Raw genomic sequence first — 15,100 nt, forward strand, 5'->3', positions numbered from 1 at the left:
GTAACGGGCCAGTTTCGGCGAGCCGTAGACCCACTCGCCCTTGGCGAATGCGCTGAACGGCACCATAGTCCCGGCGCTGTTGCGCACATACCACTTCTGCAGGTCTTCGGGGCTCATGCGTGCATTCGGCTGACCTTGGACGTACACCCGCTTCACCCGACCACGGTCGATGAAGTCGTTCACGTAGCTACTGCCCAGGGCAACCGACAGGGTGTTGTTGATGTCCGAGAGGGTGATGCCCAAGGCGCTGGCCTTCTCGTCATCGATTTCCAACTGGTACTGCGGCTCGTCATTCAGGCCGTTCGGACGCACCTGGGACAGAATCTTGCTCTGGGAAGCCATGCCCAGGAACTGGTTACGGGCTTCCATCAGCTTCTCATGGCCGATGCCGGCGCGGTCCTGCAGGAACACGTCGAAACCGGTGGCGTTACCCAGTTCCATCACCGCCGGCGGAGCGAAGGCAAACACCATTGCGTCGCGGAAGGTGAAGAAGTGTTGCTGGGCGCGGCCAGCGATTTTGAACACACTGTTCTCTGCGTCACGCTCTTCCCACGGCTTGAGCATGATGAACGCCAGGCCGGAGCTCTGGCCACGACCAGCGAAGTTGAAGCCGGTCACGGTGAACACCGAGGCCACGCCATCGCCTTCACCGCCATCCTTGCTTGGACGCAGCAGGAACTCGCGCATGTTGTCCACCACCACCTGGGTCCGTTCGGCGCTGGAACCGGCCGGGGTCTGTACCTGGGCAAACAGCACGCCCTGGTCTTCTTCCGGCAGGAACGCCGTCGGGATGCGGGTGAACAGCCAGACCATGCCAACCACGATGATCACATAGGCCAGCAGGTACGGCGCCTTGTGCTTGAGCATGTTGCCCACGCCGCGCTCGTAGCTTCTGACGCCGCGGTCGAAGGTGCGGTTGAACCAGCCGAAGAAGCCGCGTTTCGGCGTGCCGTGCTCACCCTTGGGAATGGGCTTGAGCATGGTGGCGCACAGGGCCGGAGTGAAAATCAGGGCCACCAGTACCGACAGGGCCATGGCCGAGACGATGGTGATGGAGAACTGCTTGTAGATCACGCCGGTGGAGCCGCCAAAAAACGCCATCGGCAGCAGTACCGCCGAGAGCACCAGAGCGATACCCACCAGGGCGCCCTGGATCTGGCCCATGGATTTCTTGGTGGCTTCCTTGGGTGACAGGCCTTCTTCACTCATGACCCGTTCGACGTTCTCCACCACGACGATGGCATCGTCCACCAGCAAACCGATGGCCAGCACCATGCCGAACATGGTCAGGGTGTTGATGCTGAAGCCGAATGCCGCGAGGATCCCGAAAGTGCCGAGCAATACCACCGGCACCGTCATCGTGGTGATGATGGTGGCGCGGAAGTTCTGCAGGAACAGGAACATCACCAGGAACACCAGGGCAACCGCTTCGATCAGGGTTTCAACCACACCCTTGATCGACTCGCTCACCACCGGTGTGGTGTCGTAGGGGAACACCACTTCCAGGCCTTGCGGGAAGAACGGCTTGAGATCTTCGACGGTCTGGCGCAGGGCCTTGGCCGTGTCGAGGGCGTTGGCACCGGTGGCCAGTCTCACTGCCAGACCGGAGGCCGGGGCACCGTTGAACTGGGCATTGATGCTGTAGCTCTCGCCGCCCAGGGCGACATCTGCCACGTCGCCGACGCGCACTTGCGAGCCATCCGGATTGACCTTGAGCAAGATGGCCTTGAACTGTTCGGCGGTCTGCAGGCGGGTCTTGCCAATAATGGTGGCGTTCAGTTGCTGACCGGGCAGGGCAGGCAAGCCGCCGAGTTGGCCGGACGCGATCTGGACGTTCTGCGCGGAAATGGCGTTGGTCACATCTACCGGGGTCAGGCTGTAGTTATTCAGCTTGGCCGGGTCGAGCCAGATTCGCATTGCGTACTGGGCACCGAAGACCTGGAAGTCACCGACACCGGCTGTGCGCGAGATCGGGTCCTGCATGTTGGACACGATGTAGTTGGACAGGTCTTCCCGGGTCATGCTGCCGTCGCGCGACACCACGCCGATCACCATCAGGAAGTTTCTCACTGACTTGGTCACGCGGATGCCCTGTTGCTGCACTTCTTGCGGCAGCAGCGGGGTGGCCAGGTTCAACTTGTTCTGGACCTGGACCTGGGCGGTATCGGAGTTGGTGCCTTGTTCGAAGGTCGCCGTGATGGTCATGCTGCCGTCGGAGTTACTTTCCGAGGAGACATAACGCAGGTTATCGATGCCGTTGAGCTGTTGCTCGATGACCTGCACCACGGTGTCCTGCACGGTCTGCGCGGATGCGCCCGGGTAGGTGACCTGGATCGCAATGGCCGGCGGCGCGATGCTGGGGTATTGGTTGATCGGCAATTTGAGGATCGACAGGGCCCCGACCAACATGATCACCAGGGCGATAACCCAGGCGAAAATCGGACGGTCGATAAAAAATTTCGACATGGTTTACTCCCCTTTGCCGCCGGCGGCTTTGTCAGCTGCCTGTGCGGGGGCCGGGTTCTTTGCGCTAACGTTGGTGGCCTCAGTGGCTTTGACTTCCACCCCTGGCCGTACGTACTGCAACCCTTCGGTGATCAAACGATCGCCAGCTTTGAGCCCGTCTTCGATCAGCCATTGGCTACCGACGGTACGGCTGGCCTTGAGCTGGCGCAGCTCGACCTTGTTGTCCGGGCCCACCACCAGGGCGGTCGGCATGCCTTTGAGGTCGCGGGTCACGCCTTGCTGCGGCGCAAGAATCGCCGCGCTGTTGACCCCGGCCTGCAATTGCGCGTGGACGAACATGCCCGGCAGCAGGGTGTGGTCAGGGTTAGGGAACACCGCGCGCAGGGTTACCGAACCGGTGGTCTGGTCGACCGACACTTCGGAGAACTCCAGCTTGCCCTCATGGGCATATTGGCTGCCGTCTTCCAGGGTCAGTTTGACCATGGCGGCGTTGTCGCCAGCCTTCTGCAGGCGGCCGCTTTCCAGTTCACGGCGCAGTTGCAGCAGTTCCACGGAACTCTGCGTCACGTCGACGTAAATCGGGTCCAGTTGCTGAATGGTTGCCAGGGCATCGGCCTGGCCGTTGCTCACCAACGCACCTTCGGTTACCGAGGAGCGACCAATGCGACCGGAGATCGGTGCGTAGACCTTGGTGTAGCGCACATTGATCTGGGCGGTCTGCAGATTGGCTTCCGACTCCAGGCGGTTGGCCAAGGCGGTGTCGTATTCCTGGCGGCTGACGGCCTGTTCGTCCACCAATTGTTTATAGCGATCGGAAATGGACTTGGTTGAGCGCAGGTTTGCTTCTGCACTTTTGAGGGTCGCTTCGTACATGGCCGGGTCAATCTGATACAGCTGCTGGCCAGCCTTGACGTCGGCACCTTCCTTGAACAGACGCTTGAGGATGATGCCGTTGACTTGCGGACGAACTTCCGCGATGCGGAACGCGCTGGTGCGACCGGGAAGCTCCGACGTCAGGGTGAACGGCTGGGTCTTGAGGGTTACGACGCCGACCTGAGGAGCCGGTGCGGCAGGTGCCGCCTCTTCCTTTTTACATCCGCTGAGCAGCGATGCCAGGGCGATGGCGGTAACCAGAGCGGTAACAGCTGGCTTGAATTGCATGGAAATCCTCGGGTCCAGGCGCGTAAGAGGCGCACAAGAAAGTGGAAGGTGAAAAAGAGCGAGATAAACAATTAGTAGGATGCTAAGAAATATACTTACGTACACGGTTGTTTGTAAACACCCAAATTGCGTACCATCGGTATTTACAAAAGCCTGACAAAAGGCCTGCGCAGGTCGCAGAAGCGTTGTGAAGAACGCCGCCTCACATTTTGTTCAGTTGATCCTTACGCATTGCTTACGCATCCTGATTGAGGTGTTTACTGCCATGGTCCGTCGTACCAAAGAGGAAGCTCTGGAGACTCGCAGCCAGATACTCGAAGCGGCCGAAAAAGCCTTTTTCGAGCGCGGTGTGGCCCGCACGACACTGGCTGACATCGCGACGCTGGCCGGTGTAACGCGCGGTGCCATCTACTGGCATTTCAGCAATAAGGCGGACCTGCTCCAGGCCATGCTCGATACGTTGCACGAGCCGCTCGACGATCTGGCCCGCGCCAGTGAAAGTGAAGAGGAGCTTGACCCCCTGGGTTGTGTTCGCAAGCTGCTGGTGCGGTTGTTCCAACAGGTGGCCCTGGACCCGAAAACCCGACGCATTAATGAGATTTTGTTTCATAAGTGCGAATTCACCGATGAAATGTGCGATTTGCGCCAGCAGCGGCGCCAGGTCAGTCTCGATTGCAACGTGCGTATCGCGTTGTCGTTGCGCAATGCGATGAAGCGTGGCCAGTTGCCGGACGATCTGGATCCCGAAAGGGCAGCAGTCGCCATTCATGCCTACATCGACGGCATTTTGTACCAGTGGCTACTGGCCCCCGACAGCTTCGCACTGGCGGGTGAGGCCGAGCGCTGGGTGGAGATCGGGCTGGATATGCTGCACCTGAGCCCCAACCTGCGCAAATAAAACAAAATGCTCAATTTCATCGGTTTGTGTCAATAGCTGAACGGCGAGGACCCCGCCGGGCCTTGATCCCGGCAGAGTCATTTATAGACGAACTGCAGACACGTTGATCGCTCGCGAGTCGCTATTGTGCAGGAGGATTATGGCGTGTTGATGTACCGGCGCCATTGAGGCGCCTGTACTTGTCGTGCCGGCCTGTTATCGACCCTCTGGTTTATTCAACAATGAGGCGCACGGAATAGTTGAAAGGGGGTTCGAGCATCTTCTGGAAGATTTCCGAGCGGCAGGTGTATTCACCATTGCCGGTATACGCAGTTTTGCTTTTCCTGTTTGGCCTGTAACTGGATTCCAGGACGCCAAAACCGATGGGGGCTTCAAAGCGGGTTTGCATTTGGCAGCCGAAGTTGAAGGTGCTCATTTGATAGGAGAGAACTAATTCAATCGGTTTGATTTTTCTCAGCGTCGGTTGCCAGCCAGCAGCGGGATAAGTGAATTTCCTGTTATGGGCGAAATAGAATTCGCGGGTTGTTTTGGCGGGGACATCATAAGCGCTCAAGGACATGTCCGGGGGCGTGGGTTGCTCACTTAAAATGTTGGTCATTTCCAAGGCGTGAGAAGTTTTGTTTACCAGCTCCACGGTGATGCCGGTGTTGGCCAGGCTGGTGGCGACGGCAGCCGGTCCCAGTAGCAGAGCGAGGATTAAGTTTTTCATCATGTTCATTGTAATGTGTTTCTCATGTATTACGAGGCGCGCTAAAGCCTGCGTAAGATAATGACGCGTAATTGAAGTTACTCGGTTTAGTGTTATTTTTTACAAGAATTTAAGTTGCTTATTAAGTTTGATAGATGTCGGTTAAATCCATTGGTTGAGTGGGTTGTTGTTCGGGCTTATTATTAACGCTGTCCGGTGTGTTAATCCATAGTGAGTAAGTGTGGTGTTGTTATTTGATGTTTCGATTTCTGCGGAGTTTGATTGCGTCAGCCGTCAACAGATGTAAAAAAGCCCCGGCTCTTGCGAGTCGGGGCTTTTGGTAAGGCCGGTTTTTTATTTACATCACGGGGTAATCGATGTAACCCACCGGGCCTTTCCCATAGAACGTTTCCGGATGCGGCTCGTTCAGCGGTGCGTCAGCTTTCAAGCGCGCCGGTAGGTCCGGGTTGGCAATGAACGGCACACCAAAGGCAACGGCATCCGCTTTGCCCTCGGCCAGCCAGGCGTTGGCGCTGTCCTTGGTGAAACGTTCGTTGGCAATGTACGGGCCACCGAAAGCTTGCTTGAGCTGCGGGCCGATGCTGTCTTCGCCTTCCTTTTCACGGGAGCAGATAAAGGCGATGCCACGCTTGCCCAACTCGCGGGCCACATAGCTGAAGGTTTCCAGGCGGTTCTCGTCGCCCATGTCATGGGAGTCGGCGCGTGGTGCCAGGTGCACGCCAACCCGGCCGGCGCCCCAGACTTCAATGGCAGCGTCGGTCACTTCCAGCAGCAGGCGGGCACGGTTTTCCAGGGAGCCGCCATAGTTGTCGGTGCGCTGGTTGGTGCTGCTTTGCAGGAACTGGTCGAGCAGGTAGCCGTTGGCGCCATGGATTTCCACGCCGTCGAAACCGGCGGCCTTGGCGTTCTCGGCGCCTACGCGGTAAGCCTCAATGATATCGGCGATTTCCTCGGTTTCCAGCGCGCGTGGCGTCGGGTAGTCGGCCAGCGGACGCACCAGACTTACATGGCCCTTGGGCTGGATGGCGCTGGGCGCCACCGGCAATTCGCCGTTCAGGTAAGACGGATGGGAGATCCGGCCCACGTGCCACAGTTGCAGGAAAATCTTGCCGCCGGCGCCGTGGATAGCCTTGGTCACGTTGCTCCAGCCGCGCACCTGGTCGTTGGACCAGATGCCGGGGGTATCGGGGTAGCCCACGCCCATGGGCGTGACAGAGGTGGCTTCGCTGAGGATCAGGCCAGCGGAGGCACGCTGCACGTAGTACTCGGCCATCAGCGCGTTGGGCACACGGCCGGCGTCGGCACGGCAGCGGGTGAGCGGCGCCATGATGATGCGGTTCTTCAGCTCGATGTCGCCGAGTTTGATTGGATCGAAAATAGTCGTCATCAATTACAGCCTCGAAAGTTAAGGGTTAAAAGTCAGTGAGTGGCAGGGGCCAGGTCGGCATTGCCGCCCTGGCGGAAAGTGATCAGGGTGACCAGCAGCGCCAGCACGGCCAGCGCACCGGCGGCCAGGGGCACGCTGGTCAGGCCCAGGCCGTGGTCGATGACACTGCCGCCGACCCAGGCGCCCAAGGCGTTGCCGATGTTGAAGGCGCCGATGTTCAGGGTGGAAACCAGGTTTGGCGCGTCTTTGCCGAAGGTCACCACGTTGACTTGCAGGGCCGGCACGGCGGCGAAGCAGGCGGTGGCCCAGAGGAACAGGGTGATTTCAGTGGGGATCAGCGCGACGCTGGTCCAGCTCAATACGGTGGACACCACAGCCATGGTGGTGAAAACCCCCATCAGCGTGTTCGCCAGGCTCTTGTCCGCCAGCTTGCCGCCGATGATGTTGCCCAGGGTCAGGCCCAGGCCGATCAGCACCAGGGTCCAGGTCACGCCGCGGGGCGATACGCCAGTGACTTCTCCCAGCAGCGGGGCGACGTAAGTGAACAGGGTGAACACCGAGGCGGAGAACAGCGCGGTCATGCTCAGGGACAGCCACAGGCCTGCTCCCTTGAGGGCGACGAGTTCCGAGCGCATGTCGAGTTTTTCTTCATCGCGCTTGGCCGGCAGAAAGCGGATCAGGCCGATCAGTGCAATCACGCCGATGACGGTCACGGCCCAGAAGGTCGAGCGCCAGCCGGCTTCCTGACCCAGCGCGGTGCCCAGCGGTACGCCGAGTACGTTGGCCAGGGTCAGGCCGGTGAACATCAGGGCCACGGCCGAGGCGCGCTTGTTGGGTGCCACCAGACCGGCGGCCACCACCGAACCGATGCCGAAGAACGCGCCATGGCACAGGGCGGTGACGACCCTGGCGAACATCAGCACGTTGTAATCACTGGCGATGGCGCAGAGCAGGTTGCCGACGATGAAGATCCCCATCAGCGCGACCAGGGCGGCCTTGCGCGGCAACCGTGCGGTGGCCAGGGCCATGAACGGTGCCCCGATGGCCACGCCCAGGGCGTAGCCGGTCACCAGCCAGCCGGCGCCGGGAATCGATACACCCAGGTCGGCCGCCACCTCAGGCAACAGGCCCATGATGACGAACTCGGTGGTGCCGATGGCGAAGGCGCTCAGGGCCAGGATGAGAAGTGAGAGGGGCATGGTGGATCCTTGTCGGGTCAGAGCTCTTGGCTCATTTGCTTGAGGAACTGCTGGATCACGTCCTCGTTGCGTTTGAAGAAATGCCATTGACCGACCTTCTGGCTGGTGATCAGCCCCGCCCGTTGCAACACCGCCAGATGGGCGGACACCGTGGACTGCGACAGGCCGCAACGCTGGTCGATCTGCCCGGCGCAAATGCCGAATTCGTGGTTGTGCAACTGTTCGGGGAACTGGACCTTGGGGTCTTTGAGCCAGTTGAGGATGTCTCGCCGTACTGGGTGTGCCAGGGCTTTTATTATTTCGTCGAGGTCGAGGGGCATGGTTGGCTGCTCGGAATGAGTAAAACGCTATATCGCGATGGGGCGAACTTTAAATCGTTATTTCGCGATACACCAATATGGATTTGATCTGAAAACCGAATAAATCGCTATATCGGGTTATAACGATATTGGCGCGGCGGTGCTAAGCTTCGCGCCATGAACTATCTCGCACACCTGCACCTCGGCGGCCCCGGCCGGGAACGACTGCTCGGCAGCCTCTACGGCGACTTCGTCAAAGGGCCGTTGCAAGGGCTGTACGATCCGCAGATCGAAGCGGCGATTGCCCTGCATCGACGCATCGACATGTACACCGATCGCCACCCCGTGGTGGATATCGCTTTGTCGCGCTTTTCCACCGTACGGCGGCGCTATGCCGGAATTGTGCTCGACGTGTTTTTTGATCATTGCCTGGCCCGGGACTGGGCGCTGTATGGCGAAGGGCCGTTGATGGATTTCACCTCCCAGGTCTACCGAGTGCTCGCCGCCGAGCCGCAGTTGCCTGGGCGTCTGGCGCAAATCGCGCCTTACATGGCGGCGGATGACTGGCTGGGGTCTTATCGAGAATTCGATGTGCTTGGGCAAGTATTGCGGGGGATTTCCCGACGCCTGTCCCGGCCGGAGGAACTGGCCGGGGCCATGGAAGAATTGATCAGGCTCTATGAACCGTTGAGCGAAGACTTTCAGCTGTTCTACCCGCAGTTGCAGGATTTTGCGTTGAGCCAGACAACACGGCAGGGGTGATGTTGGAGCCGGTTCTTGCCGTCACTGAAGTTCAAATGTGTGAGCGAGCCTGCTCGCGATGAAGGCCTGGCAGTCAAGAACCAACTGACTGACCGCTATCGCGAGCAGGCTCGCTCCCACAAGGGCTCTGCATAGGGCCGCCGGATCAGGCCGCGATCGCAGGCCGCATCGGCACTTGCTGCTTCTGTGGGATTTCGCCAAACAATGCCTTGTGCACCGCCTGTTGCGCCTGAAAGGCCAGGGCAGCTCGCTCCTGGCCGTGGCAGGCAATCGGTTCCAGCAGATGGATGTGCACCTCGCCCCGGTCATTGGCGAACAGGCGCATCAGGTGCGACAGCAAATCATCATCGCCAACGAACGGCGCCAGCGAGTCCGGTTCACCGTTGCGCAGGTAACGGATCGCCACCGGTTGCAGCGCCACGTCCGCATCGATGGCCGCCGACAATAAACGACCGTGGAAAGTGCGCAGGGAGCGGCCATCGGTGGTGGTGCCTTCGGGAAACATCAGCAGCGGATGGGCCTGTTCCAGGTGTCGGCTCATTTGCTTGCGGATCAACTGGCTGTCGCCCGAGCCGCGTCGGATAAACAGGCTGCCAGCCTTGGCCGCCAACCATCCGGCCACTGGCCAGGTGCGTACTTCGGCTTTGGACAGGAAGGACATGGGCGTGAGCATGCCCAGCAGTGGGATATCGGTCCAGGACACATGGTTGCTGACCCACAGCATGGGCTGTTGCGGCATTTGCCCGTGCACCGTCACGCAGAAGGGCAGGGCATTGCTCAGGCGCGCCATGAAAAAACGCGACCAGCGCTGGCGGCGCACCATGGAGTTGGCCACACCCAACCGTTCGAACAGCCCGAATACGCTGGCCATGCTCAGGCCCAGCGTCACCACCAGCAACACTCGCGCGATTCGCGCGTACACCCGCAACCGACTCATCACACCGCTGCCTTGAAGTGGCGGGCGTAGCGTGGGCAGAGTTCGTCACGCTTGAGCAGGATGAACACGTCGGCCACCTGGAAATCCTCATCCCAGCACGGCTCACCGCAAATCTTCGCGCCCAGGCGCATGTAAGCCTTGAGCAGAGGCGGCATTTCGGCGATGACGTTGGACGGTACGTCCAGGGCGGGCAACGGTTTTTTCGGCACCGCCCGCAGGTGTTCGGTGCACAGATAACGTTCGCGCAGACGCTGCATGATCGCTTGGGCCTGGACGCCGCCGTCCTGCATTGGAATGCTCGCGCATCCCATCAGGTAGCTGTAGCCGCCCTCGTTCAGCACCTCGGCCAGTTCGCCCCACAATACAGCGATGGTGCCACCGTTGCGGTAGGCCGGGTCGACGCAGGTGCGGCCGATTTCCAGGATCGGGCCCTTGAGATGGACCAGGCCGTGAAGGTTGAATTCTTCTTCGCTGTAGAACCGGCCCAGGCTGCTGGCAGCGTGGTGATCGAGCAGGCGTGTCGTCGCCACGAGTCGGCCGGTATTCAGGTCGCGTACGCCGATGTGGGCGCAGTGAACATCATAGTCATCCATGTCCAGACCCATTTCCGCGCCTTTGAGCTTGGCGTTGAATTCGCCGCTGAAGACGTTGAAGCGCAGGGCCTGGGCTTCTTGCAAGGCCTTGGCGCCAATCAGGCGTTCGGCTTGCAGGCGGCGTTCATTGCCAGTGTCGCTGATGCGGGCGATCTGAGTCATAGCGAATCTCCGTGCGGGCTGTTCAGTTGCAGCCGATCGACTTTCTTTATGCAGCCATGTTGTGCAAAGTCAGGCTATGTAGCCCCGGTGTCATCGCCATGAAGCTTTGGTGATGCTTATATGACAGCCCATTGAGGAGCCTCCCATGCCCTGGCAAAACCTGATCGAACGCGGCGAACGGTTGCCCGCCCATCCGGACCTGGCTGAGGGTTATGCGGCCTTGCTGCAACGCCTGGGGCCGGTTACGCCGTTCGAACTGGCCGTCATGGGGGCGCGATTGATGGCAACGCCGGGGTTGGCTTTTCTGGTGGGGTATCAGGCGGCGCTGCGGGTGCTTTGGCCGAGCGCGCCCCAGAGCCTGGGCGCCTTGTGCGCCACGGAGCAGCGCAGCCTGCGCCCGGCGGACATGCAGACTCGCATCACCGACCTGCGATTGAACGGGCGCAAGGATTTCGTTACCGCGGGCGATGCCGCCGAGTGGCTGCTGATCGCCGCCCGCAGCGAAGCAGCCGGCGAGCCGCCGCGGTTGAATCTTGCGGTGGTTTATCCCGGAGAGCCGGGCGTGACCCTGGAAAAACTCCCGGCTATCGCCCTGATGCCAGACATCAGCCATGGCCGGGTGCTGTTGGACGGCGCGCTGTGCGAGTTGTTGGCCGGGGACGGTTGGGACGCCTACGTCAAACCGTTCCGCACCTTGGAAGACCTTTATGTGCTCAGTGCCATGGCCGCCTGGCTGTATGGCGTGGGGCAGGAGTGCGCTTGGCCCCAAGCCCTGCAGCTGCGTCTGCTGGGATTGCTGGCCGGTTGCGCTGAAGTGAGTCGTCACAACCCGTCCAGCGCGGCCGGGCATGTGCTGCTGGGTGGGTTGTTCGCTCAGTTCAGCGGGCTTGATGAAGAACTGAACGACGCCCTGGCCGCCGGCCCGGCGTTGTGGCGCGAGATGTGGACGCGAGATAAAGCCGTGATGGACATGGCGGCGGGTGCGCGGGCCAAGCGGTTGGCCAAGGCGTTGGGATAACCCTTTGTGGGAGCGAGCCTGCTCGCGATAGCGGAGTGTCAGTTGACATCAATGCTGCTGAGCCAGCGCTATCGCGAGCAGGCTCGCTCCCACAGGGAAATGCCACCCATACCCAAATTGTCATCAAGTCTGAATAGGCTCCGAAGGTTCAATCCTGCGAGCCCCGAGCATGTCCAAAGGCTGGTTCCTGATCCCGTTGCTATTGCTCAACCTGTACGCCCAGGCTGAAGACTGGCCCGGTGAGCAATGGCCAAGTGGCCCGACCCCCACCGGGCTGGCCATCGAAGCCCTGGAGCAATACGCCTTCCCACCCCGCGACGATGCCTCTCGCCAGGGCATCCGTACCGATGCGCTGCTGGTGATCCTGGACGGGCGGCTGGTTTACGAGCGTTATGCCGGGTCCACCCGTGCCGACACTGCGCACCTGACCTGGTCGATCAGCAAAAGCCTGATGGCGACGGTGTTTGGCGTGGCCTATGGGCAAAAGCTGTTCAGTTTGCAGGATCCTGGCGCCAGGTATTACCCGGCGTTGAGCAAGCATCCGGACATGACCTTGGCCGATCTGTTCCATTGGGCCTCGGGGTTGGATTGGCAGGAAGATTACGAATACGCACCGCTCAAGTCCTCGGTGGTGGCGATGCTTTATACCCGTGGGCGTCATGACATGGCGGCGTTCACTGCGCAGCATGAACGCGACAGTCCGCCGGGGCAGGTGTTTCGTTACTCCAGCGGTGACAGCAACCTGCTGGCCGCGGCATTGAAAAATATCGTTGGCCCGGCGCGGTATGCCGATTATCCCTGGACGGCCCTGTTCGAGCCGCTGGGTATCCGCCACGCCACCTGGGAAACCGACGCCGCCGGCACGTTTGTCGGGTCCTCCTACGCCTACCTTACGGCGCGGGACCTGGCGCGTGTGGGGCTGTTGATGCAACGCGAGGGACGCTGGGGCGAGCGGCAACTGATCCCGCAAGCCTGGGTGGCGTTCAATCGCGAACCCTTCGCCCGCTTCCGGGCCGGCCAGGATGAAGCGGTGCCCGGTGGGCATTGGTGGCTCAACCGCGCGGCCGACCCGGCCATCCACCCGTGGCCCGATGCACCGCCGGATACGTTTGCCGCGCTGGGCCATTGGGGGCAGGCGCTGTACGTGATCCCCAGCGCCCGGTTGGTGATCGTGCGCTACGCTGATGACCGCGACGGCAGCTACCGCCACAACGAACTGCTCAAGCGAGCCATGGCGGCGTTCGCCGGGACGGTGCAGCCATGAGACGCAGACCGCTGCTCACGCTGATGTCGGTGCTTGTTGTGGCGCTGCTCGGCTGGATCTGGCTCGAGCGGGTGGCGCTGCGGGCCTTCCCCGACATCATCAGCGCCTACACCGCCAAGGAGTATTGCTCGTGTCGCTACGTGATGGAGCAACCGGCTGACTATTGCCGTGGCTATGTAAAGCAGTCGGTGCCCATCAGCGATTTTCTCGAAACGCCTGAAGCGAAACGCATCACCGTCGCCGGGTTGGGACGAAGCAATAGCGCACGATGGCTGGGGGAGCGGCAGGGCTGTCGGTTGGAGCCGTGACCGGACCTGTGTATTCCCGCAGAGGATTGAAACAGAAGGTTTGCAAGTGCCCTCGGCCCGGTTAAGGTTCGCCACAGGTTTATCTGCCCTCCGAGTGTGTATGTTCAAGCGGTCTTTTTCTCACGCTGTCGCGACCTTGCTGCTGGCCTGCGCCGCGCTGCCGGTCCAGGCCAATTGGTATCTGGACGGCGAATCGTCGCGGCTGTCGTTTATCAGCAGCAAAAATGGCAACGTTTCCGAGGTCCAGCGTTTCCTGGTGCTTCATGGTCAGGTCCAGCCCAAGGGGATGGTCCGGCTGGAAGTGGAGCTGGAGTCGGTCAACAGTGGTATTCCCCTACGTGACGAGCGCATGCGCGCCGAGTTGTTCGAGATCAAGCAATTTGCCGACGCCGCCATTACCGCGCAGCTCGACCTGTTACCGATCCAGGACCTGGCCAACGGCGCTCAACTGGAACTGCGCTTGCCGCTGACCGTTGACCTGCACGGCAAGCAACATGTGTATCAGGCCGAACTGCTGGCAACGCGCCTGGATGAACGACGGTTCCAGGTCGTGACCCTGGAGCCGGTGGTGCTCAATGCCGCGGATTTCGACTTGGCGCCGGGATTGGAGAAGTTGCGCAAACAGGCCGGGCTGTCGGCCATCAGCCTCGCAGTGCCGGTGAATGCGGTGCTGATTTTCACGGCGCGCTGACATGGGAGGCCCGGTATTTCCGTGGCGCGAGGGCAATCGCTTCGAGCTGTTGATCGATGGCCCGCAGTTTTTCCCGCGCATGCTGGTGGAAATTGCCCGCGCCCAGGAACAGGTCGAGCTGGAGCTGTACCTGGTGGAGGCGGGAACTTGCGCCGAGGCGATGGTCCAGGCACTCGTCCAGGCTGCCGAGCGCGGTGTTCGCGTGCGTTGCCTGTTCGATGACTACGGCAGCCTGGCGTTTACCCAGGACCTGCGCCACCGCCTGATCGAGGCGGGCGTGGAGCTGCGTTTTTACAATCGCCTGAGTTGGCGCCGCTGGGTACGGAATTTATATCGGGACCACCGCAAGCTGCTGTTGGTGGACCAGCGCCTGGCGGTGGTTGGCGGCACCGGGGTCACCGATGAGTTCTGGAGCCCGCTGGATGACCGCTGCGAGTGGCACGAGGTCATGGTGGAAATCGTCGGCCCCTTGGTGCTCGACTGGCAGTTGCTGTTTGACCGCCAATGGCTCGCCAACCGCCATCGCCGTGCCTGGAAACCGGCTTCCAACTTCGGTTTGCCGCGCTTGCCCCGGGTTCCGCCGATGGGTGAGGGCATGGGGCGGGTGGCTTATGCCGATGCCCGCCAGAATCGCGACATCCTGCAATCGTTGTCCCGGGCCCTGAACAGCGGCCAGAAGCGGATCTGGATGGCGACCCCGTATTTTTTGCCGACCTGGAACGTGCGTCGCTCCTTGCGCAAGGCTGCCGCCCGGGGCATCGATGTGCGCCTGCTGCTCACCGGCCCGCGCACCGATCACCCGTCCGTGCGCTACGCCGGGCACCGTTATTACCCGCGTCTGCTCAAGGCTGGGGTGAAAATCTTCGAATACCAGCCGTGTTTCCTGCACCTGAAGATGGTGCTGGTGGACGACTGGGTCAGCATCGGCTCCTGTAATTTCGATCACTGGAACCTGCGCTTCAATCTGGAAGCCAACCTCGAAGCCCTCGACTCCGCACTCAGCACGGCAGTGGCGGCGAGTTTCGAGCGTGACTTCGCCCAGAGCCTGGAGGTCAGTCTCGACGCCTGGAAGCGCCGGCCACTGTGGAAACGGGTCAAGCAACGGGTGTGGGGATTGGTGGATCGGTTGGTGGTGAATGTGCTGGGGCGGCGGGGTTAAGGTTCAGCAAAAACAATGTGGGGGCGAGCCTGCTCGCGATGGCGGCCTGACAGTCAATGATGCGGTGACTGGTAGGCCCTCATCGCG

15 protein-coding genes are annotated in these 15,100 nt (G+C 60.9%); 7 read left to right on the forward strand and 8 right to left on the reverse strand.

Annotated features, from left to right (window positions below; all coding sequences use genetic code 11):
* Positions 1-2,466: efflux RND transporter permease subunit EmhB (gene emhB, locus GSM73_RS05265; protein ID WP_256676718.1), on the reverse strand; the 2,466-nt coding region annotated here is incomplete at its 3' end.
* A 3-nt stretch (positions 2,467-2,469) separates the two neighbouring features.
* Positions 2,470-3,627 (reverse strand): efflux RND transporter periplasmic adaptor subunit, encoded by a 1,158-nt coding sequence (locus GSM73_RS05270; RefSeq protein ID WP_157952121.1) that lies wholly within the window; start codon positions 3,625-3,627, stop codon positions 2,470-2,472.
* A gap of 265 nt (positions 3,628-3,892) precedes the next feature.
* On the opposite strand from GSM73_RS05270, the gene GSM73_RS05275 reads away from it, so the two are divergent.
* On the forward strand, positions 3,893-4,525 hold the full coding sequence (locus tag GSM73_RS05275; protein WP_047228030.1) for a TetR family transcriptional regulator: 633 nt from the start codon (positions 3,893-3,895) through the stop codon (positions 4,523-4,525).
* Between the two features lie 211 nt (positions 4,526-4,736).
* Here the strand turns inward: GSM73_RS05275 and GSM73_RS05280 are convergent, their stop codons facing one another.
* From GSM73_RS05280 to GSM73_RS05295, 4 genes are all read right to left on the reverse strand, one after another.
* Positions 4,737-5,243 carry a hypothetical protein gene (locus GSM73_RS05280; RefSeq protein ID WP_047228029.1) on the reverse strand — a complete coding sequence of 169 codons (507 nt, stop codon included), beginning with the start codon at positions 5,241-5,243 and terminating at the stop codon, positions 4,737-4,739.
* A gap of 328 nt (positions 5,244-5,571) precedes the next feature.
* Complete coding sequence (locus GSM73_RS05285; protein WP_076386007.1) at positions 5,572-6,621, reverse strand: alkene reductase; 1,050 nt, start codon at positions 6,619-6,621, stop codon at positions 5,572-5,574.
* 32 nt (positions 6,622-6,653) lie between these two features.
* Positions 6,654-7,820: an MFS transporter gene (locus GSM73_RS05290; protein WP_047228027.1), complete on the reverse strand. Its 1,167-nt coding sequence runs from the start codon at positions 7,818-7,820 to the stop codon at positions 6,654-6,656.
* Positions 7,821-7,837: 17 nt separating this feature from the next.
* Positions 7,838-8,140, reverse strand: a complete 303-nt coding sequence (locus GSM73_RS05295; protein WP_047228026.1) for a helix-turn-helix transcriptional regulator — start codon at positions 8,138-8,140, stop codon at positions 7,838-7,840.
* Positions 8,141-8,296: 156 nt separating this feature from the next.
* Here GSM73_RS05295 and GSM73_RS05300 point away from each other — a divergent pair, with 156 nt between their 5' ends.
* Entirely contained in the window at positions 8,297-8,881 is a 585-nt protein-coding gene (locus GSM73_RS05300) for an ACP phosphodiesterase (RefSeq protein ID WP_047228025.1), read from the forward strand.
* Between the two features lie 145 nt (positions 8,882-9,026).
* Here the strand turns inward: GSM73_RS05300 and GSM73_RS05305 are convergent, their stop codons facing one another.
* Positions 9,027-9,818 carry a lysophospholipid acyltransferase family protein gene (locus GSM73_RS05305; RefSeq protein ID WP_047228024.1) on the reverse strand — a complete coding sequence of 264 codons (792 nt, stop codon included), beginning with the start codon at positions 9,816-9,818 and terminating at the stop codon, positions 9,027-9,029.
* Positions 9,818-10,573, reverse strand: a complete 756-nt coding sequence (gene olsB / locus GSM73_RS05310) for an L-ornithine N(alpha)-acyltransferase (protein ID WP_047228023.1) — start codon at positions 10,571-10,573, stop codon at positions 9,818-9,820. Before olsB ends, GSM73_RS05305 begins: the two co-directional genes overlap by 1 nt.
* Positions 10,574-10,718: 145 nt before the next feature.
* Here olsB and GSM73_RS05315 point away from each other — a divergent pair, with 145 nt between their 5' ends.
* From GSM73_RS05315 to GSM73_RS05335, 5 genes are all read left to right on the forward strand, one after another.
* Positions 10,719-11,591: an acyl-CoA dehydrogenase gene (locus GSM73_RS05315; protein ID WP_107322058.1), complete on the forward strand. Its 873-nt coding sequence runs from the start codon at positions 10,719-10,721 to the stop codon at positions 11,589-11,591.
* Between the two features lie 169 nt (positions 11,592-11,760).
* Complete coding sequence (locus GSM73_RS05320) at positions 11,761-12,855, forward strand: serine hydrolase (RefSeq protein WP_160891786.1); 1,095 nt, start codon at positions 11,761-11,763, stop codon at positions 12,853-12,855.
* Positions 12,852-13,163 (forward strand): hypothetical protein, encoded by a 312-nt coding sequence (locus GSM73_RS05325; protein ID WP_047228020.1) that lies wholly within the window; start codon positions 12,852-12,854, stop codon positions 13,161-13,163. The genes GSM73_RS05320 and GSM73_RS05325 overlap by 4 nt, the downstream gene beginning before the upstream one ends.
* Before the next feature lie 100 nt (positions 13,164-13,263).
* Positions 13,264-13,854, forward strand: a complete 591-nt coding sequence (locus GSM73_RS05330; RefSeq protein WP_047228019.1) for a YceI family protein — start codon at positions 13,264-13,266, stop codon at positions 13,852-13,854.
* 1 nt (position 13,855) lies between these two features.
* Positions 13,856-15,013, forward strand: a complete 1,158-nt coding sequence (locus GSM73_RS05335; protein ID WP_160891788.1) for a phosphatidylserine/phosphatidylglycerophosphate/cardiolipin synthase family protein — start codon at positions 13,856-13,858, stop codon at positions 15,011-15,013.
* Positions 15,014-15,100 lie beyond the last annotated feature (87 nt).

The sequence above is a fragment of the Pseudomonas sp. PICF6 genome (genome assembly GCF_009831705.1).
GTDB classification, from domain to species: Bacteria; Pseudomonadota; Gammaproteobacteria; order Pseudomonadales; family Pseudomonadaceae; genus Aquipseudomonas; species Aquipseudomonas rhizophila.